Source organism: Pseudomonas sp. GW456-12-10-14-LB2, from assembly GCF_002884345.1.
Classification (GTDB): domain Bacteria; phylum Pseudomonadota; class Gammaproteobacteria; order Pseudomonadales; family Pseudomonadaceae; genus Aquipseudomonas; species Aquipseudomonas paraglycinae.
Window position 1 is genome coordinate 1 of record NZ_POHV01000040.1, and the last position, 26,292, is coordinate 26,292.

The window sequence follows — 26,292 nt, forward strand, 5'->3', positions numbered from 1 at the left end:
CACCCTGCCCGCCCCTGCAACACTCGACAGTCAGGATCTGCCCCTGCCCCACGAAACGCCCAAACCCCAGGGCCGCGCCGACGCGAGCGTGCCATTGGTGAAACTGGCCGTGGCGCGCTCCGGCGACAAGGGCAATCACAGCAACATCGGCGTCCTGCCGCGCCGTCCCGAATACCTGCCGTGGATCGCCGAAGCGCTGACCCCGGCGGTGGTCGTCGACTGGATGAGCCATGTCCTCGACCCGATTCACGGCCGGGTCGAGCGCTGGTATCTGCCGGGCACCCACAGCCTCAACTTCCTGCTGGAAAACGCCCTTGGTGGCGGCGGCGTGGCGAGCCTGCGCATCGACCCGCAAGGCAAGGCCTTCGCCCAGCAATTGCTGGAAATCCAGATCCCGGTGCCGCAGAGCATCGCCGAACAGTTCGACTAGAGGATTGGCACCATGGCGTTCGAATCGATTTTCCGGGCTGATCTGTTCAGCGGCCAGACCGTCATCGTCACCGGCGGCGGCAGTGGCATCGGGCGTTGCACCGCCCATGAACTGGCGGCGCTCGGGGCGACCGTGGTGCTGGTCGGACGCAAGCCGGAAAAGCTGCAAACCGTCGCCGCCGAAATTGCCGAGGACGGCGGTCGGGCGCACTGGAAGGCCTGCGATATCCGTGACGAAGAAGCGGTGAAGGCGCTGGTCAGCGAACTGATCCGCGAACACGGGCCGATCCACGGGCTGGTCAACAATGCCGGCGGCCAGTACCCGTCGCCCCTGGCCTCGATCAATCAGAAAGGTTTCGAAACCGTACTGCGGACCAATCTGGTCGGCGGCTTCCTGATGGCCCGGGAAGTGTTCAATCAATCGATGAGCAAACACGGCGGCAACATCGTCAACATGCTCGCCGAAATGTGGGGCGGCATGCCCGGCATGGGCCACTCCGGCGCTGCGCGTTCGGGCATGGACAACTTCACCAAAACGGCGGCGTTCGAATGGGGTTATGCCGGCGTTCGGGTGAATGCGGTGGCGCCGGGCTGGATCGCGTCCAGCGGCATGGACACTTACGAAGGCGCGTTCAAGGCCGTGATCCCGACCTTGCGCGAACACGTGCCGCTCAAGCGCATCGGCACCGAATCGGAGGTCAGCGCAGCGATCGTGTTTCTGCTCAGCCCGGCTGCCGCGTTCATCAGCGGCAGCACCTTGCGCATAGACGGCGCGGCCAGCCTGGGCAGTCGCGCCTGGCCGCTGCACAAGGCGACCCACAGCGAATCCTTCAACGGTTTTCACCGGGCCTATATGCCGGACGTTTTGAAGGACAAGGAGTAAGCCATGCCGCAGATCCAGTCCCAACTCGACCCGCACAGCGAAGCCTTCGCCCGCAACCGCGCAGCCATGCTCGCCGCCATCGAGCAAGTCCAGCAGCTCGAACAGAACCTGCTGAACAAGGCGGCCGAGGCTAAGCCGAAATTCGACAAACGTGGACAACTGTTGCCCCGTGAACGTCTGAATCTGTTGCTCGACCCCGGCGCGCCGTTCCTCGAACTGGCGAGCCTGGCCGGCTACAAACTCCACGACGACAAGGACGGCAGCTCGGCCGGTGGCGGCTTGATCGCCGGCATCGGTTACGTGTCCGGCGTGCGCGCCTTGATCGTGGCGAACAACAGCGCGATCAAGGGCGGGACGATTTCCCCGTCGGGTCTGAAAAAATCCCTGCGCCTGCAACAGATCGCCCAGGAAAACAAACTGCCGGTCATCACCCTCGCCGAAAGCGGCGGCGCCAACCTCAATTACGCGGCGGAGATTTTCGTCGAAGGCGCACGCAGCTTTGCCAATCAGGCGCGGATGTCGGCCATGGGGCTGCCGCAGATCACCGTGGTGCACGGTTCGGCCACCGCCGGTGGCGCGTATCAGCCGGGGCTGTCGGATTACGTGGTGGTGGTGCGCGGCAAGGCCAAGCTGTTTCTTGCCGGCCTGCCGTTGCTTAAAGCAGCGACCGGTGAAGTCGCCACCGACGAAGAACTGGGCGGCGCCGAGATGCACGCGCAAGTCGCCGGCACCGCAGAATACCTGGCCGAAAACGATGCCGACGGCGTGCGTCAGGTGCGGGAAATCGTCAGCCTGCTGAACTGGAACGAGCAAATACCGTGGCTGCCCGAGCCGCAATTCAAAGAGCCGCTGTACCCCATCGACGAACTGCTCGGCCTGATCCCGGACGACCCGAAAAAGCCCTACGACGTGCGCGAAATCATTGCGCGGATCGCCGACGAATCGCGCTTCCTGGAGTTCAAGGGCGAGTTCGATCAGCAGACCGTTTGCGGGCACCTGAAAATCCAGGGGCGCGCCTGCGGTTTCATCGGCAACAACGGCCCGATCACGCCCAACGGCGCGAGCAAAGCGGCGCAATTCATTCAACTCTGCGATCAGAGCCAGACACCGCTGCTGTTTTTCCACAACACCACCGGGTTCATGGTCGGCACCGAATCGGAACAGCACGGCGTGATCAAGCACGGCTCGAAACTGATCCAGGCCGTTGCCAATGCGCGGGTGCCGAAACTGACGATCGTGGTCGGCGGCTCCTACGGCGCGGGCAACTACGCGATGTGCGGACGCGGGCTTGATCCGCGCTTCATCTTCGCCTGGCCCAACAGCCGCACCGCCGTGATGGGTGGCGCCCAGGCCGGCAAGGTGTTGCGCATCGTCACCGAAGCCAAACAGCTCAAGGACGGCCTGGTGCCCGACCCGAAAATGCTCGACATGCTGGAGCAGGTCACCGCGCAGAAACTCGACAGCCAGTCCACTGCCCTCTACGGCAGCGCCAACCTGTGGGACGACGGGCTGATCGATCCGCGTGACACCCGCACCCTGCTCGGTTACCTGCTGGACATCTGCCACGAAGCCGACATCCGCACGCTGCAACCCAACAGCTTCGGCGTCAGCCGGTTCTGATCGCCACGGATTAAAGGAGAACAATAAAAATGATCTTCACCCCGGAACACGAAGCACTGCGCCGTACCGTCCGCCAGTTCGTCGAGCACGAGATCAATCCGCACGTCGATGAGTGGGAACAGGCCGGGCGTTTTCCGATCCACGAGATTTTCCGCAAGGCCGGCGACCTCGGTCTGCTGGGGATTTCCAAACCGGAAAAATTCGGCGGCATGGGCCTGGATTACAGCTATTCGATCGTCGCCGCCGAAGAGTTCGGCACCATCCATTGCGGCGGCATTCCGATGTCGATCGGCGTGCAGACCGACATGTGCACCCCGGCCCTCGCCCGCTTCGGTTCCGATGAATTGCGCGAAGAGTTTCTGCGCCCAGCCATCACTGGCGAGCAGGTCGGCTGCATCGGTGTCTCGGAAGTCGGCGCCGGCTCCGATGTCGCCGGGCTCAAGACCACCGCGCGCAAGGATGGCGACGACTACGTGATCAACGGCAGCAAAATGTGGATCACCAACTCGCCGAGCGCCGACTTCATCTGCCTGCTGGCCAACACTTCGGACGACAAACCGCACGTCAACAAGTCGCTGATCATGGTGCCGATGAACACGCCGGGCATCAGCCTCAGTTCGCACCTCGACAAGCTCGGCATGCGCAGTTCGGAAACCGCCCAGGTGTTTTTCGACAACGTGCGCGTGCCCCAGCGCAATCGCATCGGCCACGAAGGCGCCGGGTTCATGATGCAGATGCTGCAGTTCCAGGAGGAACGCCTGTTCGGCGCGGCGAACATGATCAAAGGCCTGGAATACTGCGTCGACAGCACCATCGAGTACTGCAAGGAACGCAAGACTTTCGGCAATGCGCTGATCGACAACCAGGTGATCCACTTCCGCCTCGCCGAATTGCAGACCGAAATCGAATGCCTGCGGGCGCTGGTCTATCAGGCCACCGAGCAATACGTGAAAGGCCAGGACGTCACCCGACTGGCCTCGATGGCCAAGCTCAAGGCCGGGCGTCTTGGCCGCGAAGTCAGTGACAGCTGCCTGCAATACTGGGGCGGCATGGGCTTCATGTGGGACAACCCGGTGGCCCGCGCCTACCGCGACGTGCGGCTGGTGTCGATTGGCGGCGGCGCCGACGAAATCATGCTGGGGATCATCTGCAAACTGATGGGCATCCTGCCGGGGAAAAAGAAATGAGCGCCCTGCCCGATTGCCAGACGCTGCTGCTGGAACGGCACAACGGCGTGTTGCACATCACCCTCAATCGCCCGGAAAGCCGCAATGCCATGAGCCTGCAAATGGTCGCCGAGTTGCGCGCCGTGCTGGCAGAGGTGCGCGATGACCGCAGCGTTCGCGCGCTGGTGCTCAGCGGTGCCGGCGGGCATTTCTGCGCCGGCGGCGATATCAAGGACATGGCCAACGCCCGCGCTCAGGGCAGCGATGCCTATCGCGAGTTGAACCGTGCCTTCGGGTCGTTGCTGGAAGAAGCGCAGCACACGCCGCAAGTGCTGATCACCGTGTTGCAGGGCGCGGTGCTCGGGGGCGGGTTCGGGCTGGCGTGTGTCAGCGATATCGCCATCGCCGATCATCAGGCGCAATTCGGTTTGCCGGAAACCAGCCTCGGCCTGCTGCCGGCACAGATCGCGCCGTTTGTTGTGCAGCGCATCGGCCTGACCGAGGCCCGCCGCCTGGCCCTGACCGCCGCCCGCTTCGACGGCCATCAGGCCCGACGTCTGGGGCTGGTGCATTTTGTCGAGCAGGATCCACAGGCGCTCGCCGAGCGACTGGATGAAGTGCTCGACCATGTCCTGTGCTGCGCCCCCGAAGCGAATGCCGTGACGAAAAAATTGCTGCTGGCCAGCGCCGGCCAGCCGTCGAGTGAACTGCTGGACGAAGCCGCGCAGTGGTTCAGCGCAGCGGTGACCGGTGCCGAAGGCATCGAAGGCACGATGGCGTTTGTGCAAAAGCGCAAACCGAGGTGGGCCCCTTAGAAGCATCGCGGGCAAGCCCGCTCCCACAGTTTTTGTGAGCACCACTGAATCCTGTGGGAGCGGGCTTCCCCGCGATGAGGCCCTTCAATCCACCGCCAACATTCAGGAAAACCACCATGCCCGCCCTCCACAAAATCCTGATCGCCAACCGCGGTGAAATCGCCTGCCGCATCCAGCGCACCGCCCAGGCGCTTGGCTATCGCACGGTCGCGGTGTTCAGCGACGCCGACGCCGACGCACTGCACGTGCAAATGGCCGATCAAGCGGTGAACATCGGCCCGGCGCCGGTGCAGCAGTCCTACCTGAACATCACGGCGATCCTCGACGCCGCCCGGCGCAGCGGTGCCGACGCGATCCATCCCGGCTACGGCTTTCTCTCGGAAAATGCCGAATTCGCCCGCGCCTGCGAACAGGCCGGCCTGACCTTCATCGGCCCCAGCGTCGAAGCCATCGAACTGATGGGCAGCAAACGACAGTCGAAAATCGCCATGCTCGCCGCCGGCGTCCCGTGCATCGCCGGCTATCAAGGCGCCGAGCAGGACGACGTGACGCTGACCCGCGAAGCCGAGCGCATCGGTTACCCGTTGATGATCAAGGCCAGCGCCGGCGGTGGCGGGCGCGGCATGCGTCTGGTGCACAGCGTCGAGGAATTGCCAGCGCAATTGCGCACGGCGCGCTCCGAAGCCTTGAACGGTTTCGGCAGCGACGAACTGATCCTCGAACAAGCGTTGATCGAACCGCGCCATGTCGAAGTGCAGCTGTTCGGCGATCATCACGGCAACCTGATCTACCTCGGGGAACGCGACTGTTCGATTCAGCGTCGGCACCAGAAAGTCATCGAAGAAGCACCCTGCCCGGTGATGACCGAAGAACTGCGCCAGGCAATGGGCGAAGCGGCGCTCAAGGCCGGGCGTGCGGTGAACTATGTCGGCGCCGGCACCGTGGAGTTTTTGCTAGATGCCGATGGCCGGTTCTACTTTCTGGAAATGAACACCCGGTTGCAGGTCGAGCACCCGGTGACTGAACTGATCACTGGGCTGGATCTGGTGGCGTGGCAGCTTTTGGTTGCCGAGGGCCAGCCTCTGCCGCTGTCGCAAGCGCAGGTCAAACTCGATGGCCACGCGATGGAAGTACGCCTCTACGCCGAAGATCCAGCCCAGGGTTTTCTTCCGCAGACCGGGCGTGTCGAAGCCTGGGCGCCGGCACTGAATCGCGGTGCGCGAATTGATCACGGCATGATCGAAGGCCAGTCGGTCTCACCGTTCTACGACCCGATGCTCGGCAAACTGATCGCCCACGGCGCGACCCGTGAAGAGGCCCGGCGCAAACTGTTGTGTGCGGTTCAGGACAGCGTGTTGCTGGGCGTGCATAGCAATCAGCGATTGCTCGCCAGCCTGTTGCAGCATCCGCAGTTCATCAGCGGAGAATTCGGCACTGGCTTCATCCCGCAGTTCTTCGCCGATCACGACTGCCTTCGCGCCTATTCGCCCAGTGCCGAAGAGCTGGCCGTGGCGGCGGTGCTGTTTTACCAATCTGTCGCACAGCAACACCGCGCCCCCTTGTCCGGATGGCGCAACAATGCCGGTGCGCCGTTGCTTTATCGCATCGGCCTCGACGCCCGCGACTGGAACGTGCAACTGCGCGCCAGTCCGGACAACACGTTTGCAGTGCAGGTCGCGGAGCGCGTCATCGAACTCAAACTCATCGAACACACCGTCGGGGCCGTGACACTGGAAATCGACGGCCTGCGACAGCGCCATGCCTATCGCCTGCGCGACGACCAGCTCTGGCTGTTCACCCACCCCGGCAGCCTGCACCTGGTGGATCGAACTCATGCTGTGATCGACAGTCAGACCAGCGTCAGTTCCGGCACGTTGAAAGCCCCGATGGATGGCGCCATCATCGATGTGCTTGTCAGCGAAGGCAGCCCGGTCAGCAAGGGCCAGCTGCTGGTGGTGCTGGAAGCGATGAAAATGGAGCACCCGCTCAAGGCCGGCATCGACGGCGTGCTCAAGCGGGTGCAGGTCAAGATCGGCGATCAGGTAAAAAATCGTCAGGTTCTGTTGCAGGTCGAGTAGTCGCCGCGCGCATCCGCAAGGTTTGACTACGCTCTGAATAATCAGGACGCGGAAATCAGGAACCCTGCGATGCCCCATTGGCTGGTCATAGATCTGGAAGCCACCACCGATGAGGGTGGCTGGCCGGTTACGGAAATGGAGATCATCGAGATCGGCGCGACCCTGGTTGATCGCGCCGGTCGCGAGCAGGATCACTTCCAGCGCTTCGTCAAACCGACGCGGCGTCCCTTGCTGACGCCGTTTTGCCGCGAACTCACGCACATCACCCAGGCCAACATCGACGCGGCCCAGCCGTTGAGTGAAGTGTGGCCTGCGTTCGAGCGCTGGCTCGGTCAGCACCAGACACGCCTTGAAGGCTGGGCGAGCTGGGGCGATTACGACCGCAAACAGTTGCTTCAGGAATGGCAGCGCCTGCAACTCGACAGCGCGCTGAGTCGGGTGCCGCACATGAACCTCAAACAGCGCTTTGCCAAGGCCCGACGCCTCGAACGGCCACTGGGCCTCAATGGCGCGTTGCAACTGGCGGGCATGCAATTCACCGGTCAACAACACCGGGCGCTGGAAGATGCGCGCAATACCGCCCGATTATTGCCGTTGGTGCTGCCGCTCTAGCGCAGGTGACGGCGCCATGAGCCTTGTGCATACTGGCCGACCCTTTTTGACCCTTTTAAGCCCTTTTCGAGAGGAATCGCCCATGTTTAAAGTCAACGAGTACTTCGACGGCACCGTCAAGTCGATCGCTTTTGGCACCGCTGAAGGCCCTGCGACCATCGGCGTCATGGCCCCGGGCGAATACGAATTCGGCACCAGCCAGCGTGAAATCATGCACGTGGTTTCGGGCGCACTGACCGTCAAACTGCCGGACAGCAGCGACTGGGAAACCTTCGCCGCCGGCAGCCAGTTCAACGTGCCAGCCAACAGCAAGTTCCAGCTGAAAGTGACCGTCGACACCGCTTACCTGTGCGAATACCGCGGCTGAAACCCCGGTTTCCTACGGCAATAAAAAATGCCCGTGTCCAAGGACACGGGCATTTTTCGTTTCAGAGCGGGTTATTCGAGAATTTCCACCGGCATGCCGACTTCAAGCCGGCCGTTGCCGTCGTTGACCAGGTTCTGGCCAAACATCGCGCCGTCGGCCTGGGCGCGAGTCTTCTGCAAGGTCGCCAGCGGTTCACGGTCAGCGCTGCGCTCACCTGTCTGCGGATCGATCGTGGTGAGAATGCACCGCGAGCAGGACTTGACCACGCGGAACTCGACATCGCCGATTCGAATCCGCTTCCAGCCATCCTCGGCGTAAGCATCACTGCCTTCGATCACCAGATTCGGCCGGAACCGCAGCATTTCCAGCGGACGCCCGACTTCCTGCGACAGGTGTTGCAGCGAGGCCTCACCAATCAGCAGCAGCGGGAAACCATCGGCGAATGCCACTTGATCGTCATCGTTGCCGTACCCGGCCTGGGTCGTCCGGGCACGATCCAGCGGCACTTGCACCAGTCGGGTCGGCTTGCCGATGAAATCGCTGACCCAGCGGGCCGCCTCTTCACCGGCATCCGGCACACGCAGGGTGTCACGCCAGATGGTTACGCCGCGCAGGTCATCGTCGCTGCCGGGCAGGGCGACATCGATTGCCGAATGCCCCGGCGCGCTGAGCGTCAGACCGCCGCTGGCATTCCACAATGCCGACAACTGGCTCATCTTCGCTTCGGCACGCTGGGTCAGGAACCGCCCGCTGGCCTCGTCCACCAGCATCCAGCGTCGGTCGCCCTCAAGCCCCAGTTTGTCCAGGCCGATCCCTTGCAGGACCTCGCCCTTGGCGGATTTCAACGGGTAACGATAAAGCGCGCTCAGACGCAGCATGGCCAGCTCCCTGGTGGGTCAAAAACGCCACCCTATACGAGCTTTGTCAGCGAATCAAAGGCTGACGCAGGGTCAGCCTCGACACGTTGATCAGGCCGGCACTTCGTCGAGCATCAGACGCTGGCGCACCACATCGACCAGCTTGTCCGGCTGGAACTTGGAGAGGAAGTTGTCGCAGCCGACCTTCTTCACCATCGAGTCGTTGAAACTGCCGGACAGCGAGGTGTGCAGCACCACATACAGGCCACGCAGGCGCGGGTCGTTGCGGATTTCGGTGGTCAGGCGATAGCCGTCCATTTCAGGCATTTCGGCGTCAGTGAAGATCATCAACAGCTTGTCGGTCATGTTCACCCCGGTGTCCGCCCAGGCCTTGAGCATGTTCAGGGCTTTCAGGCCGTCGCTGGCGATATGCATCTTCACGCCCAACTGACCTAGGGTGTCACGCAATTGCGAGAGCGCCACGTTGGAGTCGTCCACCAGCAACACTTCGCGACCGCGGGCGCGTTCCAGAACCGGATCGTCCAGTTTGTCGCGGGAGACCTTGGCGTTGTAAGGCACGATTTCGGCGAGGACTTTCTCGACGTCGATGATTTCCACCAGTTGATCGTCGACCTTGCTGATGGCCGTCAGGTAATGCTGACGACCGGCGCTGGTCGGCGGTGGCAGGATGGCTTCCCAGTTCATGTTGACGATGCGGTCCACGCCACCGACGAGGAACGCCTGTACCGAACGATTGTATTCAGTGACGATGATCGTGCTGTTCGGGCCAGGCACCAATGGCCGCATGCCGATCGCCTGGGACAGGTCGATCACCGGCAGCGTCTGCCCACGCAGGTTGACCACACCGCAGACAAACGGGTGACGCTGGGGCATCAGGGTCAGTTTCGGTAACTGCAGGACTTCCTGCACCTTGAACACGTTGATCGCGAACAATTGGCGTCCGGCCAGTCGAAACATGAGAATTTCCAGGCGATTCTCACCCACCAGTTGCGTGCGTTGGTCTACCGTGTCGAGAATGCCGGCCATCAATGACTCCTGGGCTTGTTCTGATGAATTCATTTGGGGGGTTATCGGCTGAATCTGACGGATCTTGATCCCGTCACAAATCACCAACAAAATGCCATGAGCAGGCATTGATGTCACATTAACATCATGCTTTACTGGCCCGGTGAAATCATCTGCTACATTCTCTTCGGCGCGACCTCGATTTGCGCGACAGGTTCCCGTGCCTAAGGGAATCCCCTAGTAACAATCAGGCCCAACCTGATATTCGCGATATCCAATAGCCATTAATGTGACGCCATTCTCATTGCATGAACGGAGTCAGGCTATTGTGTGCGATCGCAATTCAGTGGAAACACATCCTCTTGAAATCCCAGGTCTGTGCCAATGCACACCGGGGCGCGGTCTCGCGACGGTTCATGATCGTCGACACACACGGCATTCCCTCATCAGACATGACGTGGTGGAGATAAGCATGCCGAACGACCGTAGTGACTGGGCGCAGCGGTTCCCCGAATTTCTTGTCGAGGCTGAAACGCTCCTGGCCAAGTCTGAAGAATGCCTCAGTCACTTGCAGCTGATCAGCAATGACAAGGACGCCATCGACTGCATGCTCAGCACCCTCCTCAAACTGGCGAACAAGGCTGATGCCCTGGCGTTGGGGGCGGTGTCCGAATTCTCCCTGCACCTGCATGGCCTGCTCACCCAGGTTCAGGATCACGTGGATTTGCATGCGCAGGCCCTGGAAGCACTGAAAGACTGCTTCACCCTGATGGCCTGGCAACTGGAGCTGGTTGACCCAAGCACCGGCCAATTGGGCCTCGATGAAAGCGAGCAGGCGTCGCTGATTGAAGCCTTTGCCTGCCAGGTCGGACAGACTCACTTTCAAATGCCGCTCAATGGCAAGCCGATGTCCCTCGTCTCCTGGACGGAGCGCCAAGCGTAACCGAGCATACAGTGGGCTGTTCGGGCCCGTCAGTTCTCGCCGTCGAATGTCGCAATTGAATAGTTCATGCCTGCCTGCGACACCTCCCAATAAATAATTACGTGCGATGAATGCAGACTATCCTCTGCGGATGTCAGGGTTTTCCTGTGTAAAAGAAAACTTGTGGTGCATCGATAATTATCGAGTCGGGTACTTCAACTTTTCCATTATGGAACCCTCGTCCAACATGGCCTGTTTCCTGACTCTTTGGACATATAGCGCAAACGCGACCAACGGTATGTTAAGTGGTATTATGCCGCCCGTTAGTTGTTTCAGTTAATGGCATTGTGACTTCTATGAGCAGTCTCCACCGAAGTTGGCGCTCAATTATCGATCACTGAACCGTTTTGAAATCAACAACCTGAATGACAGTTTTCCAGACAGAGACCGCCAGCCCTTCTGACCGGTCTGCCCGCAGCGAACATCCATTGGCTCCATCCGCTATGTACGCCAGCCTCAAGTCAATCACCACATGGCCTCCCTCCCGAGAAAATGCCCGCAGGTTCACACTCCTGCTGTGCACGGCTTCGGCCTTGGGCAGTCTGTTGAGCTATGGCATCTCTGCGCCGTTGTCACTCGGCCTGCTGCTGATCAACGTGGCGGCTGCCGGTTGCGTCTGGACCCAACATCGTCTGTCGCGCAAATCCATCAAGTTCCAGCCTCAGGAACTCGCCGACCGTTTGCTGGAAGTCCAGGAAAACGAGCGCCATCGCCTGAGCCGTGAACTGCATGACGATATCGGCCAACTGCTGACCGCCGCCAAGCTGCAAAGCGAATGGCTCAAGCGTCGCTTGCCCGCGGACATGCAGGAACACTGTTCAGTACTTTGCGAGACGCTCGAAGAAACCCTTAACAAGGTTCGCGACGTTTCGGCCATTCTCAACCCGCGGCAACTGACCAGCCTTGGTCTGGAAGCGAGCCTGCGTGCGCACCTGCTCAAGGTGTTGACCAACACTTCGGTGCACTGGAGTCTGGACTGCCAGCAGCGCCTGAACGGAATCCCCGAAGAAATGGCCGTGGCCGCCTTTCGTATCACTCAGGAAGCGGTGACCAACATCCTTCGCCATGCGCAGGCCAAAAACCTGTTGATCCGCGTGCAACGCCTGCCGCAGGGCTTGACCCTGCTGATCAGCGATGATGGCCTGGGCTTTTCCCCGGCAGCGAATCCGGGTCGCGAAGGACAGCGGGGCATGGCCGGGATGGCCGAACGGATCGAGCAACTGGGCGGCACACTGAGCGTGACCAGCGAGCCGGGCAAAGGTACTCAAATCGAAGCACTATTCCCCTGGGCGCCCCGTGCACTCGAGCGGGCCAGTACGAATAAGGTTATGCGTTGACTTGTAACTTACTTCTGGTGGATGACCACTCGCTGATCAGGGCCGGCGTGCGCGCCCTGGTGCTGGATATTCCCGGTTATGCGGTCATCGGCGAGGCCAATGATGGCTCGCAGCTGCTCGAGATGGTCGAGCTGCTGTCTCCCGATATCGTATTGCTGGACATTTCCATGAAGGAAACCGGCGGCCTGGAAGCCTTGCAGCGGCTCAGACGGGTACGCCCGCACGCCAAAGTGCTGATCCTGTCGATGCACACCGACCCCGCGCTCATCATGCAGGCGCTGGAGTCCGGTGCGCACGGTTACCTGCTCAAGGACACCACGGCCACCGAGCTCGAACATGCACTGGAAGCGCTGCGCAACAACGAGCGCTACCTGAGTCCTGCCATCGCCCATACCGTGATCAATCAGGCGCTGACCCGCAATCTGAAGCAGCAGCCGGAAGTCGCCGAGTCGCACAACCTCACGGCACGCCAGCTGGAAATCCTGCGTTTGATCGTGCGCGGCAAATCCACGCGAGAAATCGCCAATGGCCTGGGCTTGAGCATCAAGACGGTCGAAACCCACCGGTCGCAGATCATGAAACGCCTGCAAATCTACGATGTGGCGGGCCTGGTGCTGTTCGCCGTGCGCGAACAGATCATCAGTCTGGACGACTGACCCGGGGCGTTGCGCCCAACAGCGGCGAGTCCTTGGGCAAATGCAAACGCAACGCCCCCGGGCGCGCCGCAAACCGCAGGCTGTCGCCCTCCAGTGGCTCACCGTCGAGATTGATGCAAAGCCCTTCGGCAACCTTGATTTCAACCCACGGCAAACGGGTACGCACGAACATGTTATCGATGCCAAATCCGTCGCTGAGCAGATTTTTCAGCGTGCCGACCAGCTCCTGTGGCGCTGGCAGAATGCTGATATCCAGAAGACCGTCGTCCACCAACGCTTCCGGGCACAACACATGCCCGCCGCCGGCCTGACGACCGTTGCCGATCCCCAGCGCCAGCAACTCGCCCTGCCAGTGAAAATCCGGCCCCTGCAATTCGCCGTAAGCGGCATGCAGCTCACTGAACCGCGATAAACCGGTGAACAGATAGGCCGCGCCGCCCAGCACTTTTTTCAGATCTTCCGAAGTGTTGGCGGTCACCTGGCTGCCGAACCCGCCGGTGGCCATGTTCAGGAAAATCTGCCCGCCGACCTCGCCCAGATCAATGTCATGGGCGGGTGCCTCAAGCAATTCGAGCGCCTCGGCCGGCTCCAGCGGAATGGCCGCCGCGCGGGAAAAATCGTTGGCGGTTCCCAGCGGCAACAGCACCAGGCTGGCCTTGCCCGGCTGCGCCGCCATTGCTTCGGCGATATCGCGCAGGGTGCCATCTCCGCCACCGGCAATGATCTGACTGTATCCCGCCGCCAGCGCCTCCTCCACCAGTCGCTGGGCATCGCCGGCCTCCCAGGTCAGGCGCACAGCCAGTTCCCAGCCCTGCTTGCGTTTGTTCTCGACAGCGGCACGAACCGCCTCGTTGAGTGCCTGCTTGCCATGCAGAATCAACAATGCCTTGCGTTCACTCATTGCTGTTACTCCCGGAATTGAATCAGTACGGGACATCTTGACCACCAACGCAGGTAAAAAAGTCACACGCCTTCTGATTAATTCCTGAGGCTCACACTGATCGTCCTACATGCCGGTACATTTTCGTACAGAACGTAAGGAATCGGCTCAATTGACCCAGCCCGGTCCTTGGTACAACGTGTGTCGGCGTCAGCAATCTTCAATTCAATTACACAAGGATGTGCATGTAATGAGTGCATACAGTTTCAGGTCTTACGAAAATTTGCATTCCGGCATTTGCCGACAGAACCCCATCGCATCAGGCGGGTGTTTCCATGCAAAGCCATGAAGCAAGATTATCCGTGAGTCCGGTTGCCTCTCTCTCCGAAAGTCGCGCCAGTCTTAAAGACGAATTCAAATGCAGCGCCAGAAGTACTGGAGAAAACGAAATGGAACCGCGCGTCACCGAGCTGGAAACTCACCTCAAGTACATTCGACGTGACATGGACGAAGTCAGAGGAGACGTCAAAGCCATCAAACATCGTCTTGCCTATTCGGCAGGCGCGACAGCGATGGTGCTCGGACTGTTGGGCTGGATTGCCAACAGCCGGTTCGATCAGCTCGTCACACTGCTCAGCCGTTGAACGGCTGAAAGGCACGCATCGTTTTGCGACGATGCCTGCCTTTCAAATGCCTGCAATCAACCGAGAAGCTCGCTGAGTGGAATGAATGGCACCTGGTCACCCTTGGCCAGGACTCGGCCTTCCTGCACCTCCACCAGACCCTCGGCCCAGGCAGCGCTGCGCAGAACGCCCGAACTCTGGTTGCGGTAGATAATCGCTTGCCCCTGCTCCAGACGTCCGCGCAGAAATTCACGGCGGTTACCGGCCTGAGGCCAGACAAATCCTGCGGGCACCGAAAACTTCAGCGGCTCGACATCCTGCACGCCTTGGCGACGCAACAGATAAGGTCGGGTCAACAAAGCAAAGGTCACCAGTGTCGAGGCCGGATTACCCGGTAACCCAATCACCGGGACACCGCGAAAATGCCCGACCGTCAGCGGCTTGCCGGGTTTGATCGCCAGCTTCCAGAGTGTCAGTTCGCCCTCTTCCCTCAATGCGATTCCGAGGAAATCCGCTTCCCCTACCGATACGCCACCGGTCGACAGGATCAGGTCTACATCCTGGAGCTCCCCAAGTCGCGTACGGGTGGTGGGCAAGTCATCAGGAAGAATACCGGCATCCACCACTTCACATCCCAGGCGCTGCAACCAGCTGCACAACAACACCCGGTTACTGTTGTAGATCTGTCCCGGCCCCAGTGTCGTGCCCGGCTCGACCAACTCGTCCCCCGTGGACAGCACCGCCACACGGACCTGGCGAATCACCTCGAGCCCAGCGCAACCCAGTGACGCGGCCAACCCCTGCTCGATCGGACCGAGCCGGGTTCCGGCAGGCAAGACCAGCTCGCCAACAGTCGTTTCCTGGCCTCGCGGGCGAATGTTTTGCCCGGTCACAATCGTCTCGATGAAACTCACACGTTCGTCGGCATGAATCTCGGCGTTTTCCTGCATCTCGACACAGTCGGCACCGGCAGGCACCGGCGCGCCGGTAAAGATCCGCGCACAGGTGCCTGGTTCCAAAGGCTTGGGCGCCTGTCCGGCGAAGATCTTCTGACTGACCGGCAACGGTTCGCCGGTCCAGTCGGCCAGATTCAACGCGTAACCGTCCATGGCGCTGTTCGGCCACGGCGGCAGATCCAGTGTCGAAATCAGATCCTGCGCCAGCACCCGCCCCTGAACATGCGCCAGTGGCAAAAACTCACTCTCGACAATCCGCGAGCTCTCGGCCATTTCCAGCAATCGCGCGAATGCCTCTTCGACGGGCATCAGGCTGCCGGTCTTGCCCGGCTTACCCACGGGATTCACAAGGCGCCGCCTGTTTCAAATGAGTGACGAAATTGCACGGGCGGTGGCGTGAGTCCAGTTGCTCGGCGAGGATGCCATCCCAACCGGTGCGCACTGCGTTGGTCGAGCCTGGCAGGCAGCAGACCAGCGTGCCATTGGCCAGTCCCGCCAAAGCCCGGGATTGCACGGTGGAGGTGCCGATGTCGGCCACCGAGATCTGGCGGAACAGCTCACCAAAGCCATCGACCTGTTTGTCCAGCAGGCAAGCGACCGCTTCCGGAGTGCTGTCACGGCCAGTAAAACCGGTGCCTCCGGTGATCAGCACGACTTGCACGACGTCTTCGGCAATCCAGTGGGCGACTTGCGCACGGATCTTGTACAGGTCATCTTTGAGCAGCACTCGCTGCGCCAGATAATGGCCGGCGGCCGTCAGCCGGTCGACGAAGACCTGGCCGGAGGTATCGGTTTCCAGGGTTCGGGTATCGCTGACCGTCAACACCGCGATATTAAGCGGCACGAAAGGTACATCAGCCTTGGCTTTCATAGGCTCGTCCAGTTGTAGAAGAAACAGCCCGGTGTTATATCACAGCGCCCCCTTTTTTCGCCGCCCCTGCAGAGAGCTGCCATGACTTCGAACTCGCCACTACCACCCTGCTCCATTCTGTTGCTGGCAGGTGGACGCGGCCAGCGGATGGGCGGCCAGGACAAGGGACTTGTGGAGTGGCACGGTGAACCACTGATCGCACATCTGCATCGCAAGGTTCGGCCGTTGACGGATGACCTGATCATCTCCTGCAACCGCAATCGTGAACGCTATGCGCCGTTCGCCGACCAATTGGTAAGCGATGACGAGGAGGACTTTCCCGGACCATTGGCCGGTATACGCGCCGGCTTGAAAGCCGCGCGCCACACCCACCTGCTGGTTCTGCCCTGTGATGTTCCGCGCATCGATATTGCGCTTCTGCACAGCATGCGCGAGGCGGCCAGTCTGAATTCTGAAAAACCTTTAATGTTGCGCCATGACGATCACTGGGAACCGCTACTTTGCGTGATCCCGGTGGCACTCCTGCCGGCATTCGAAAACGCCTGGAGCGCAGGAGAACGCAGCCCCGGCCGAGTGATGCGCAATCTTGATGCCCAGGCCCTGGTTTGCCCTGACAACGATCCACGCCTGGCCAATCTCAACACCCCTGAACTGTTGAGTTCGCACAACACTGTGTCAGACTGACAGCATTCAAGGAACTTGCACGCCTTGTATACGTCTCAAGCTCAGTAACCAAAAGAATTTCCCTTCGGAGACACACTCATGACTCAACGGACCCTCGCCACTTTCATGCTCGCACTGGGCCTCGCCACCCTCGCCGGTTGCGCTTCGCCAACAGTGATCACCTTGAATGACGGTCGCGAAATCCAGGCTGTCGACGCCCCTAAGTATGATGAAGATTCGGGCTTCTACGAGTTCGAACAACTGGACGGCAAGCACACTCGCATCAACAAGGATCAGGTCCGCACAGTCAAAGAGCTGTAAGTCTTCAGTTCGACAGCGGATACAGAAAAGCCCGCAATATGCGGGCTTTTTCGTGTCTGGCAGAAAAGGGTCGATACCCGGAATCACCAGTCCAGCGTGATTCGGCTTTCAAATTCGCGCACCTGCCCCGTGACCGGATCGATGAATCGCAATCCCTGCGCCAGCAGTTTGAGCGGATTGGCGTAGTCATCTTCAACGTCCTTGAGCACTTCAGGGTAGAACGGATCATTGCAGATGCTCGCCCCCAGCGCCGTCATGTGCACCCGTAGCTGATGCTTCTTGCCAGTTACCGGGTACAGGCCGTAGCGCCAGAGTTCGCCGTTCTTTTCACGAACCTCCACCGCCGTTTCGGTGTTACTCACACCCGGTCCTTCCTGCATGCGGAAAAACGGTTCGCCGTCGACCATGCGACTCTTGTGCACCAACGGAAAGTCCAACTCGGGCAGCGCGGCCGCAATGGCTTCATAGCGTTTTTCGATCTGCCGAGTCGGGAACAGTGACTGATACGCCGACCGCGTCTGTGGGTTGGCCGAAAAAATCACCAGCCCGGCCGTGTGCCGGTCAATCCGGTGCAGCGGCACCAGATGGGGATTGTCCAGGCGCCGGATCAATCGGCGAAGCAACGTCTGTTCCACGTACTCGCCTGCCGGGGTCACCGGCAGGAAATGCGGCTTGTCCGCCACCACCAGATGGTCATCCGCATACAGGATCGACTCGACCACCGGGATCGGCTTTTCATCCGGCACTTCACGGAAATAGTGAATGCGCAGCCCTTCCTTGTAGGGCAAGTCCAACGCAATCGGCTGACCCTGACCGTCGAGCACCCGGCCCCGGGCGATCCGATCCAGCCATTGATCGCGCCCGATGGCATTGAAATGCTCACACAGGCAGTCGAGCACTGTCCGCCAGCTACCGGGGGGCAGATACAGCGTGCTGGCCTGATTCTGTGCGGCGGAAAACGTTGATGTGCTGGACATACGAAAACTCTAACCTTCAAAGCAGAGCGGCATTATCCAACACCGGACGCAGCAGACCTAGCGCGGAATCAGGCGGGGATCGATTTGAGCGCTGCTGCCTCGGTGAATTCCTTCAGCCAGCGAAGTACATCAACGGCTTCCCAGCGACCTGGGTCATACAAAGCGTACAAAAGCCCCTGATAACCGACCACATCCAGTTGCTTGTGATAGCCGGCGCGCTGGAACAACGCCTCGATCTCGGCAAAGCAGGTGTTGAAATGCAGCTTGTTGAAGGGAGTCTTGCCTTCCGTGACCAGACCGTCCAGGCGCAATTCGTGGACGGCCTCGCGCACCACGTCAACCGACATCCCGTTCACGCTGCTTTTCAACTGTTCGACATTGACCACGGTGGCTCCCTCTGACATCCAGTTTGCCCTGACAAATGCCCGAAAACGGCAAAGCAGGCCAACCCAATTACTGTATGCACATACAGTAACCGAATAACCCGAAAAGTGCCAAGCCGTGATTAGCGAAGGTGACGAACGCCATCAACGCAAACGAGAAAAAGTCATTAACGCAGGAATGCCACCACCTGATCGGCGCTGAACGGCCACCCCAGTTCCGCGCCGGTATCGACCCTGCGCAAGACCGGGATCCGCAGGCTGTAAGCCTCGAACCATGATTCATCGTCAGCAATATCCACCAGCTCCACCAGCAGACCATGCTCGACAAAAGGCATCAGTTCGGCCTCCGCGACTTCACACAAATGGCACCCCAGGGTGCCGAACAACTGGCATTCAGGAAGCATGTGCGCTCAACCCCAAAAATCGAGTGATCATTCTAGGCCTGCCCGCAAAGCCCGTCGACCCACCCACCGGGTTCGATCCCGTCCCTTGTAAAACCCTGATGTAAATCAGCCCACAAAATCGCCATTTACGCGATGCTCCGGTGTTTTTTACCTCTACGCTTGAAGAGCCTGACCTGTCCCGGAGTGCCTTGTGTTTGCCAATCTGCTGATCATTCTGGCGTCGTCCCTGGTGATGATTGCCCTGTTCCGTCGCCTGCGCCTGCCGCCTGTGCTGGGCTACCTGTGCGTGGGCTTGATGGTCGGGCCTAAGGCATTCGACTGGATCAATGAAAGCGAACATCTGCCGGATCTTGCCGAACTGGGCGTGGTGTTTCTGCTGTTTTCCCTGGGGCTGGAGTTCTCGCTGTCGAAAATGATTGCCCTGCGCCAGGTGGTTTTCCGACTGGGCAGCCAGCAGGTGCTGATCACCACATTCCTGCTGGGAGGCGTGCTGATGCTGTTGGGCATGCCTGCTACACCGGCCTTGCTGCTGGGCGCTGGCCTGTCGTTGTCATCCACTGCAATCGTAACCAAAGAGCTGGGCAGTCTCGGCGAAATCTTCAGCAGCCATGGCCAGAACGCGGTGGGTGTCCTGTTGTTCCAGGACGTGGTGGCCGTGTTGCTGCTAACGCTGGTGCCGGTGTTCGCCGGCAGCAGTGATCAGGCCTGGTACTGGGCGTTGCCCCTGACCTTGTTGAAGACCGTCTTGCTGTTCTTCGGTTTGTTGCTGGCCAGCCGCTGGCTACTGCCCCGCCTGTTTCAGGAAGTCGCGGCGTCCCGCTCAGCAGAGTTGTTCGTGCTGCTGGCACTGGTGATCGTGTTGCTGACGGCCTGGCTGACCCACCTGCTGGGCCTGTCTCCGGCCCTCGGCGCGTTCCTCGCGGGCATGCTGCTGGGCGAGAGCCATTACCGGCATCAGATCGAGGCCGATATCCGGCCGTTTCGCGACATTCTGCTGGGACTGTTTTTCGTCAGCATCGGCATGCTGATCGACCTGCAACTGTTCGCCAGCCACAGCCTGCTGATTATCGGGATGACCCTGGGTTTGCTGGTGATCAAAGGCCTGGTGGTGGCGCTATTGGTGAAATGGCGCGGCAGCGACAGTGAAACGGCCTGGCGCAGCGGTCTCGCCCTCGCCCAGGGCGGTGAATTCTGCTTCGCCCTGATGGCGCAGATGCAGCAGAGCCGGTTGCTCCCCGCCGAGATCGGCGCCCTGCTGCTCGCCGCCACCTTCTGCTCGATGCTGCTGACGCCCCTGCTGTTACGCGCCGCACCGCGAATCGCCGCCGCCCTGCACCGCAAACCCAATCAGGAAGCGCAGATCGAGGAAATCAGCGCCCTCAATGCCGGGTTCGACGGGCATGTGGTGATCTGTGGCTACGGCCGTGTCGGTCAGTCGATCGGACGCTTCATGCGCAATGCCGGGCAATCCTACGTCGCGCTGGACAACGATCCGGTGCGGATTCAGGAAGCCGCCACCGCCGAACGCGACGTCCACTACGGCGATTCAACCCGCGGCGATCTGTTGATCGCCGTTGGTTTGCTGCGCGCCAGATTGCTGGTGATTGCCGTGGATCAGGCCGATGTGGCCTTGCGGGTTCTCAAGGAGGCCCGACGCCTCAACCCGACAGTGCCGATCCTGGTGCGCACCCGGGACGACAGCCAGTCGGCCGAGTTGAAAGCAGCCGGCGCCAGCGAAGTGGTGCCGGAACTGCTGGAGTCGAGCCTGATGCTCGGTTCCCATGCACTGATCCTGCTGGGGTTTCCTGCGCACCGGGTGCAGGAGAAAGTCGATCAGGTGCGCATCGATCGTTATCGCCTGCTTCACGGCTTTTACCCCGGAGCCGACGATGAGGAGATCTAGTCCTGGCTCACCGCGCCGATCTTGTGCAGCGACAGGTCGGCGCCGTAGTACTCCTGTTCCTGGCTCAGGCGCAGACCATGCAGTGCCTTGATCGAACCATAGACGGCGAAACCGCCGATCAGCGCCACTGCCACACCAAGGGCGGTGCCGATCAACTGGCTGGTCAGGCTGACGCCGCCGAGTCCGCCCAGCGCGGTCGAGCCGAAGATCCCGCAGGCAATGCCGCCCCACACGCCACACAGACCGTGCAAGGGCCAGACACCCAGCACGTCATCGATGCGCCATTTGACCTGCGCCGCCGTGAAGCACCAGACAAACAGGGCGCCGGCAATTGCGCCAGTCACCAGCGCGCCGACCGGGTGCATCAGGTCGGAACCGGCACACACCGCCACCAGCCCGGCCAGCGGACCGTTGTGCAGGAAGCCCGGATCGTTGCGCCCGACGATCAACGCCGCCACCGTGCCGCCGACCATCGCCATCAGCGAGTTGACTGCCACCAGTCCGCTGACCCCTTGCAGGGTCTGCGCGCTCATTACGTTGAAGCCAAACCAGCCGACGATCAGGATCCACGAACCCAACGCCAGAAAAGGAATGCTCGACGGCGCGAACGCCACCAGCCTGCCATCGCGATAGCGCCCGTTACGCGGCCCGAGCAGCAACACCGCCGCCAGCGCCAGCCAGCCGCCCATGGCATGCACTACCACCGAACCCGCGAAGTCATGGAAAGGGGCACCGAACTGCGCGGTCAGCCAGGCTTGCAGACCGTAGTTGCCGTTCCAGATCATGCCTTCGAAAAACGGGTAGATGAACGCTACGATCAGCGCCGTGGCGCACAGTTGCGGCACAAACCGCGCCCGTTCCGCGATACCGCCGGAGATGATTGCCGGGATCGCCGCCGCAAAGGTCAGCAGGAAGAAAAACTTCACCAGCCCATAACCATGATCGGCACTGAGCACCGCCGCCGGCTGCAGGAAGGTCACCCCGTACGAAAGCCAGTAGCCTATAAAGAAATAGGCCAGGGTCGACACCGCAAAGTCGCTGAGAATTTTCGACAGGGCGTTGACCTGGTTTTTCTGGCGAACCGTTCCGACCTCCAGAAACGCGAAACCGGCGTGCATGGCAAGTACCATGACCGCACCGATCAGAATGAACAACGTGTTGGAACTGTGAACCAGCGTGTCCACAGCGCTTTGCAGATTTTCCATGAGGAGGCAGACCCAAGGCAGAAAAAGGCACCAAAGCGGTTCATGCGCGCATTTCATGCACCAAGTTGCGACTGCACGATCACTGATCCGGTGGTTCGGTGAACCGCTTTGGCGCACAAGGTCGATGGGCTGACATGAACCTTCATCATCCGGGCCTTGCTCTGCCCGGCTTCGCGCCCGGCACAGCGCACTGCCACCGATCGACGCACCACGACACAGCAAAAGTTGTACCAGCCATTTGCACTGAACCTTCACACTTGGCTCATACTCGAACGCTTCAGAACACCGCTTCAGAACGCCACTTACGGAGATCCCTCATGGCCAGCATCAAGGCAAAGACTGCTCAAGAAATCCTGATGAACGACTTCCAGACTCTGGTCAGCGACACTGAGCGGTTGCTGGAACACACCGCCACGCTGGCCGGTGATCAGGCTGACGAGCTGCGCGAACAGATCCACGAAAGCCTGCTTCGCGCGCGGGAAACCCTGAAGCTGACCGAAGAAACCCTACGCGAGCGCGGTCAGGCGGCGGTCACCGCCACCGAGGATTACGTGTCGGCCAACCCTTGGCAATCGGTGGGCATCGCCGCCGGCGTCGGCTTTCTGATCGGCCTGCTGGCCACGCGGCGCTGATCATGTCGATCGGTGAATCCGGCCCGAATGCGGGCACCGCCTCTTCCACGCGTCGCCTGGGGGCTGCCGTTCTCGGTCTGCTGCACAGCCACGTCGAACTGTTCGGCATCGAACTGCAGGAACAGAAATCACGCACCGTCAGCCTGTTGCTGTTCGCCGGTCTGGCGCTGGTGTTTGCGCTGCTGTTGCTGGTCGGCCTGTCGACGCTTGTCCTGATCGTGTTCTGGGACACGTATCGCCTGGCCGCAATTATTGGTCTGTGCGTGTTCTACACCTTGGCGGCAATCTTTTGCGCGCTGCGTCTCAAAGCCGCGATCTTCGATGAATCCTCGCCCTTCCACGGCACGCTGGAAGAACTGGCCAATGATCGGGAGCGCCTGCTGCCATGAGCCTGCCTGAACTTCCGCACAACAGCTCACGCCGGGAAATGCGCAAGGCACTGATCCGCCTGCGCATGGAAATGCATCGACAGGAGATCCGCCATGAAACCGGCCAGGTCTTGCAACCTCTGCATCGTATGCGTGGCATGACGCAGAACCTGCAGGGCGGTTTCGGCATCAAGCACGCGCCGTTGTGGGGCGTGGCGGCTGTGACGCTGCTGGGTTTCATCACGGGTAAAGGGGCCAAAAGCGGTGGCGTCGGCGGCTTGACCCGACTGATCCGCCTGGGCACCAGCCTCGCTCCGCTGATCAAGCTGGTCATGCAGAGTTCAAGCAAGCGCTGATCCCCACGCATCTGGCTGCATTCTTGCAACACCGGCGGGATTGAATCTCTTATCCGGAGATTCAATCCCGCTTGCCTATCCGGCCGGCAAAATCTGATCAGAACAAGAACGACAAGGAGGCCCCGTGATCGACGGGCAACCGCTCGCCTGCTTTCAACCTTTCATCGATACCGCCACCGGACGCATTGCAGGCGTCGAGGCACTGGGTCGTCTGCGCCAGGCCGATGGCCAACTGGCATCGGTCGGACCGCTGTTCGCCGACCCGCGCACCCCGGCCATCGCGCTGCGCCGAATGGACCGGCAGATTCGCGACAACGCGCTGAGTCGACTGCACGAGGCGCCGCCGGACTGGTTTCTCAGCCTGAACATGTCACCGCGCTGGATCAGCCGCTTGCGTGCCGACCAAGCACTGCCCAGCCTGAAGCAACTCGCGCGGCACGGTATCGACCCGCAACGGATTGTTTTCGAGATCACTGAACTGGGCGGTAACAGCCAGCGCCTGACCGAAGTCGTGGCGCGCTATCGCGATGCCGGCGCCCGGATTGCCATCGATGATTTCGGCGCGGGGTATTCACAGCTTGATCGCGTGCTGGCGCTGCAACCGGACATTCTCAAACTCGACATGCGCCTGTTCCAGGCCGCCGCACTTGGCGGACCGAGCAGTGACGTGGTCAAGGCCCTCGCGCAAATGGCCGAAAAGACCGGCTGCTGGATCATCGCCGAAGGCGTGGAAACCGCAGCGCAACTGAATTTTGCGCTGGAGTGCGGATCGCGTTACGTGCAGGGATTTCTGTTCGCCCGGGCGCAGGAGGCGCTTTTCGGTACGAATGACTTCGTGGAGCGCTTTGCCGAGCTGCGCCAGTCTTACGTGCGTCAGAAGCTGTCCGAGCGCAGCAAGCTGATGTTCATGCGCCAGCAGCTCAGCGAACTCATGACCATCCTGCAAACCTGGGCCCAGGCCCGCGCGCCGCTCAGTGCACTGCCACAGCTCGACGCGTTCCCCTGGCTGCTGCGCTTTTACCAATGCGACCGTCACGGCACCCAGCTGACGCCGAACCTGGAATGGCGACAGAGCGGCTGGGTGGCCGACGACCGCTACCTGGGCCACAACTGGTCGTGGCGCCCCTACTTCTATCACCTGCTGGCCGAAGGCTGGGAGGAACGGCGACTGACCCTTTCCAACACCTATCGCGACGCCACCAGCAACCAGTATTGCCTGACCGCCGGGCAGTTTTTCGATAACGGCGAGCGTCTGTTGCTGATCGACATTGATGCGGCGGGGCTGTAGTTGCGCTTGCAGATGCCAGCCTGAACCGGGAAGCTAGGGAATCAGTCACCAGACGGAGAGAATCAGCCTTGGATTGGCATACCCTGCTCAACCGCGAACGTCTCGGCAAACCGTTGCACAGCCCGCAGGAACTTGGCCGCAGCCCGTTCCATAAAGACCATGACCGCATCATCTTCTCCGGCGCCTTCCGCCGCCTGGGGCGCAAGACCCAGGTGCATCCGGTGTCGAGCAACGACCATATTCATACGCGCCTGACCCACTCGCTGGAAGTCAGTTGCGTCGGCCGCTCGCTGGGCATGCGCGTTGGCGAGACCCTGCGCCGCGCCCTGCCTGAATGGTGCGAACCGAGCGATCTGGGCATGGTGGTCCAGTCGGCCTGCCTGGCGCACGACATCGGCAACCCGCCGTTCGGCCATTCCGGCGAAGACGCGATCCGTCACTGGTTCCAGCAGGCTGCCGGGCGTGGCTGGCTGGATGCGATGAGCGACGCCGAGCGCGGTGACTTCCTGAACTTCGAAGGCAATGCGCAGGGCTTCCGGGTCCTCACGCAACTGGAGTATCACCAGTTCGACGGCGGCACCCGGCTGACCTACGCCACCCTCGGCACTTACCTGAAGTACCCGTGGACCGCCCGTCACGCCGACTCCCTCGGCTACAAAAAGCACAAGTTCGGTTGCTACCAAAGCGAGTTGCCGTTGCTGGAGCAGATCGCCCACAAGCTGGGTCTGCCACAACTGGAAGAGCAGCGTTGGGCGCGCCATCCGCTGGTGTATCTGATGGAGGCGGCGGACGATATCTGCTACGCCTTGATCGATCTGGAAGATGGCCTGGAAATGGAGCTGCTGGAATACGCCGAAGTCGAGTCGCTGCTGCTCGGCCTGGTCGGCGATGATCTGCCGGAAACCTATCGCCAGCTCGGTCCCCAGGATTCGCGCCGGCGCAAACTGGCGATCCTGCGCGGCAAGGCCATCGAGCACCTGACCAACGCCGCTGCCCGGGCATTCGTCGAACAACAGGACGCGCTGCTGGCCGGTACGCTGCCGGGGGATCTGGTGGAACACATGCACGGACCGGCCAAACGCTGTGTGTTGAACGCCAAGGACATCGCCCGCAAGAAAATCTTCCAGGACAAGCGCAAGACCCTGCATGAGATCGGCGCCTACACGACCCTGGAGATTCTGCTCAACGCCTTCTGCGGTGCTGCCCTGGAACAGCACAACGGCCGCACGCCGTCGTTCAAGAGCCGCCGAATTCTCGATCTGCTGGGCAATAATGCGCCGAACCCGCACGGCCCGCTGCATGCATCGTTCCTGCGCATGATCGACTTCATCGCCGGCATGACCGACAGCTACGCCAGTGACATGGCACTGGAAATGACCGGACGTTCCAGCCATTGACGCCTGCTTCCCGACCGATCTGCAATGGATTGGTCGGGAGGGCCGAAGATAATGTCTTAAATAAACAAAGAACAATCATCGAAGGTCTTTTCCCGATAAACTTTCTCTGCGCACTTAAACTTATATCAAGCCCCGTCACTGGACATCTCACGCATCTACCTACGGCAAACCTAGTTAACACGTAGTCTGATTCCTCTTTATTTGTAGGACTTATCCTAGATTGCCGCTAACACTCCG

At 60.8% G+C, this 26,292-nt stretch carries 28 protein-coding genes and 1 pseudogene; 20 read left to right on the top strand and 9 right to left on the bottom strand.

The window, feature by feature from the left end; translation table 11 throughout:
• From C1X29_RS23470 to C1X29_RS23505, 8 genes and pseudogenes are all read left to right on the top strand, one after another.
• A pseudogene (locus tag C1X29_RS23470) lies at positions 1 to 430 on the top strand (terpene utilization protein AtuA); the annotation flags it as partial.
• Between the two features lie 12 nt (positions 431 to 442).
• Positions 443 to 1,312, top strand: a complete 870-nt coding sequence (locus C1X29_RS23475; protein WP_102718488.1) for an SDR family oxidoreductase — start codon at positions 443 to 445, stop codon at positions 1,310 to 1,312.
• Between the two features lie 3 nt (positions 1,313 to 1,315).
• Positions 1,316 to 2,932 (top strand): geranyl-CoA carboxylase subunit beta, encoded by a 1,617-nt coding sequence (gene atuC / locus C1X29_RS23480; protein WP_102718489.1) that lies wholly within the window; start codon positions 1,316 to 1,318, stop codon positions 2,930 to 2,932.
• A gap of 29 nt (positions 2,933 to 2,961) precedes the next feature.
• The gene (gene atuD, locus C1X29_RS23485; RefSeq protein ID WP_102718490.1) at positions 2,962 to 4,119 is read left to right on the top strand and encodes a citronellyl-CoA dehydrogenase; all 1,158 of its coding nucleotides are present in this window, start codon (positions 2,962 to 2,964) and stop codon (positions 4,117 to 4,119) included.
• A complete protein-coding gene (locus C1X29_RS23490) occupies positions 4,116 to 4,913 on the top strand; it encodes an enoyl-CoA hydratase/isomerase family protein (protein WP_102718491.1) in 798 nt (265 codons plus the stop codon). Before atuD ends, C1X29_RS23490 begins: the two co-directional genes overlap by 4 nt.
• A gap of 116 nt (positions 4,914 to 5,029) precedes the next feature.
• Positions 5,030 to 6,991: an acetyl/propionyl/methylcrotonyl-CoA carboxylase subunit alpha gene (locus tag C1X29_RS23495; protein ID WP_102718492.1), complete on the top strand. Its 1,962-nt coding sequence runs from the start codon at positions 5,030 to 5,032 to the stop codon at positions 6,989 to 6,991.
• A gap of 69 nt (positions 6,992 to 7,060) precedes the next feature.
• Positions 7,061 to 7,603: an exonuclease domain-containing protein gene (locus tag C1X29_RS23500; protein ID WP_011335265.1), complete on the top strand. Its 543-nt coding sequence runs from the start codon at positions 7,061 to 7,063 to the stop codon at positions 7,601 to 7,603.
• A gap of 82 nt (positions 7,604 to 7,685) precedes the next feature.
• Complete coding sequence (locus C1X29_RS23505) at positions 7,686 to 7,970, top strand: pyrimidine/purine nucleoside phosphorylase (protein ID WP_102686447.1); 285 nt, start codon at positions 7,686 to 7,688, stop codon at positions 7,968 to 7,970.
• A gap of 71 nt (positions 7,971 to 8,041) precedes the next feature.
• Here C1X29_RS23505 and C1X29_RS23510 read toward each other — a convergent pair whose 3' ends face one another.
• Entirely contained in the window at positions 8,042 to 8,848 is an 807-nt protein-coding gene (locus tag C1X29_RS23510) for an MOSC domain-containing protein (RefSeq protein ID WP_085744946.1), read from the bottom strand.
• 90 nt (positions 8,849 to 8,938) lie between these two features.
• Entirely contained in the window at positions 8,939 to 9,874 is a 936-nt protein-coding gene (locus tag C1X29_RS23515; RefSeq protein WP_034155209.1) for a chemotaxis protein CheV, read from the bottom strand.
• A gap of 451 nt (positions 9,875 to 10,325) precedes the next feature.
• Here C1X29_RS23515 and C1X29_RS23520 point away from each other — a divergent pair, with 451 nt between their 5' ends.
• The 3 genes from C1X29_RS23520 (at position 10,326) to C1X29_RS23530 (ending at position 12,828) form a co-directional block, all read left to right on the top strand.
• Positions 10,326 to 10,796 (top strand): hypothetical protein, encoded by a 471-nt coding sequence (locus C1X29_RS23520; RefSeq protein WP_085744947.1) that lies wholly within the window; start codon positions 10,326 to 10,328, stop codon positions 10,794 to 10,796.
• A 482-nt stretch (positions 10,797 to 11,278) separates the two neighbouring features.
• Positions 11,279 to 12,172 (top strand): sensor histidine kinase, encoded by an 894-nt coding sequence (locus C1X29_RS23525; RefSeq protein ID WP_102718493.1) that lies wholly within the window; start codon positions 11,279 to 11,281, stop codon positions 12,170 to 12,172.
• Positions 12,169 to 12,828 (top strand): response regulator transcription factor, encoded by a 660-nt coding sequence (locus tag C1X29_RS23530; RefSeq protein WP_007955750.1) that lies wholly within the window; start codon positions 12,169 to 12,171, stop codon positions 12,826 to 12,828. The genes C1X29_RS23525 and C1X29_RS23530 overlap by 4 nt, the downstream gene beginning before the upstream one ends.
• On the opposite strand, the gene yegS is transcribed toward C1X29_RS23530, so the two are convergent.
• Positions 12,812 to 13,729 (bottom strand): lipid kinase YegS, encoded by a 918-nt coding sequence (gene yegS, locus C1X29_RS23535; protein ID WP_085744949.1) that lies wholly within the window; start codon positions 13,727 to 13,729, stop codon positions 12,812 to 12,814. The genes C1X29_RS23530 and yegS overlap by 17 nt on opposite strands.
• 314 nt (positions 13,730 to 14,043) lie before the next feature.
• Here yegS and C1X29_RS29485 point away from each other — a divergent pair, with 314 nt between their 5' ends.
• Positions 14,044 to 14,352, top strand: coding sequence for a hypothetical protein (locus C1X29_RS29485; RefSeq protein ID WP_173892738.1), 309 nt, complete (start codon positions 14,044 to 14,046; stop codon positions 14,350 to 14,352).
• A 56-nt stretch (positions 14,353 to 14,408) separates the two neighbouring features.
• On the opposite strand, the gene glp is transcribed toward C1X29_RS29485, so the two are convergent.
• A complete protein-coding gene (gene glp / locus C1X29_RS23545; protein ID WP_102718494.1) occupies positions 14,409 to 15,635 on the bottom strand; it encodes a gephyrin-like molybdotransferase Glp in 1,227 nt (408 codons plus the stop codon).
• Positions 15,619 to 16,158 carry a molybdenum cofactor biosynthesis protein B gene (gene moaB / locus C1X29_RS23550; RefSeq protein WP_085744951.1) on the bottom strand — a complete coding sequence of 180 codons (540 nt, stop codon included), beginning with the start codon at positions 16,156 to 16,158 and terminating at the stop codon, positions 15,619 to 15,621. Before moaB ends, glp begins: the two co-directional genes overlap by 17 nt.
• Before the next feature lie 81 nt (positions 16,159 to 16,239).
• On the opposite strand from moaB, the gene mobA reads away from it, so the two are divergent.
• Together mobA and C1X29_RS23560 are read left to right on the top strand one after the other, a co-directional pair.
• Positions 16,240 to 16,842: a molybdenum cofactor guanylyltransferase MobA gene (gene mobA, locus C1X29_RS23555; protein ID WP_085744952.1), complete on the top strand. Its 603-nt coding sequence runs from the start codon at positions 16,240 to 16,242 to the stop codon at positions 16,840 to 16,842.
• Between the two features lie 78 nt (positions 16,843 to 16,920).
• Complete coding sequence (locus C1X29_RS23560) at positions 16,921 to 17,142, top strand: YgdI/YgdR family lipoprotein (protein WP_039770418.1); 222 nt, start codon at positions 16,921 to 16,923, stop codon at positions 17,140 to 17,142.
• Between the two features lie 83 nt (positions 17,143 to 17,225).
• Here C1X29_RS23560 and C1X29_RS23565 read toward each other — a convergent pair whose 3' ends face one another.
• From C1X29_RS23565 to C1X29_RS23575, 3 genes are all read right to left on the bottom strand, one after another.
• Positions 17,226 to 18,119: a pseudouridine synthase gene (locus tag C1X29_RS23565; RefSeq protein WP_102686453.1), complete on the bottom strand. Its 894-nt coding sequence runs from the start codon at positions 18,117 to 18,119 to the stop codon at positions 17,226 to 17,228.
• A gap of 68 nt (positions 18,120 to 18,187) precedes the next feature.
• Complete coding sequence (locus C1X29_RS23570; RefSeq protein WP_064598282.1) at positions 18,188 to 18,505, bottom strand: hypothetical protein; 318 nt, start codon at positions 18,503 to 18,505, stop codon at positions 18,188 to 18,190.
• Positions 18,506 to 18,669: 164 nt separating this feature from the next.
• Positions 18,670 to 18,906, bottom strand: coding sequence for a glutaredoxin family protein (locus tag C1X29_RS23575; protein ID WP_007955734.1), 237 nt, complete (start codon positions 18,904 to 18,906; stop codon positions 18,670 to 18,672).
• A 190-nt stretch (positions 18,907 to 19,096) separates the two neighbouring features.
• On the opposite strand from C1X29_RS23575, the gene C1X29_RS23580 reads away from it, so the two are divergent.
• Positions 19,097 to 20,809 (top strand): monovalent cation:proton antiporter-2 (CPA2) family protein, encoded by a 1,713-nt coding sequence (locus C1X29_RS23580; RefSeq protein ID WP_102686454.1) that lies wholly within the window; start codon positions 19,097 to 19,099, stop codon positions 20,807 to 20,809.
• On the opposite strand, the gene C1X29_RS23585 is transcribed toward C1X29_RS23580, so the two are convergent.
• Complete coding sequence (locus tag C1X29_RS23585) at positions 20,806 to 22,014, bottom strand: ammonium transporter (protein ID WP_102686455.1); 1,209 nt, start codon at positions 22,012 to 22,014, stop codon at positions 20,806 to 20,808. The two genes, C1X29_RS23580 and C1X29_RS23585, sit on opposite strands and share 4 nt — an antisense overlap.
• A 317-nt stretch (positions 22,015 to 22,331) precedes the next feature.
• On the opposite strand from C1X29_RS23585, the gene C1X29_RS23590 reads away from it, so the two are divergent.
• From C1X29_RS23590 to C1X29_RS23610, 5 genes are all read left to right on the top strand, one after another.
• On the top strand, positions 22,332 to 22,646 hold the full coding sequence (locus C1X29_RS23590) for a YqjD family protein (protein ID WP_085744956.1): 315 nt from the start codon (positions 22,332 to 22,334) through the stop codon (positions 22,644 to 22,646).
• A 2-nt stretch (positions 22,647 to 22,648) separates the two neighbouring features.
• On the top strand, positions 22,649 to 23,035 hold the full coding sequence (locus C1X29_RS23595; RefSeq protein ID WP_085744957.1) for a phage holin family protein: 387 nt from the start codon (positions 22,649 to 22,651) through the stop codon (positions 23,033 to 23,035).
• Positions 23,032 to 23,370 (top strand): hypothetical protein, encoded by a 339-nt coding sequence (locus tag C1X29_RS23600; protein ID WP_085744958.1) that lies wholly within the window; start codon positions 23,032 to 23,034, stop codon positions 23,368 to 23,370. The genes C1X29_RS23595 and C1X29_RS23600 overlap by 4 nt, the downstream gene beginning before the upstream one ends.
• A gap of 124 nt (positions 23,371 to 23,494) precedes the next feature.
• The gene (locus tag C1X29_RS23605; protein WP_102718495.1) at positions 23,495 to 24,658 is read left to right on the top strand and encodes an EAL domain-containing protein; all 1,164 of its coding nucleotides are present in this window, start codon (positions 23,495 to 23,497) and stop codon (positions 24,656 to 24,658) included.
• A gap of 68 nt (positions 24,659 to 24,726) precedes the next feature.
• The gene (locus tag C1X29_RS23610; protein WP_085744960.1) at positions 24,727 to 26,055 is read left to right on the top strand and encodes a deoxyguanosinetriphosphate triphosphohydrolase; all 1,329 of its coding nucleotides are present in this window, start codon (positions 24,727 to 24,729) and stop codon (positions 26,053 to 26,055) included.
• Positions 26,056 to 26,292: the final 237 nt, after the last annotated feature.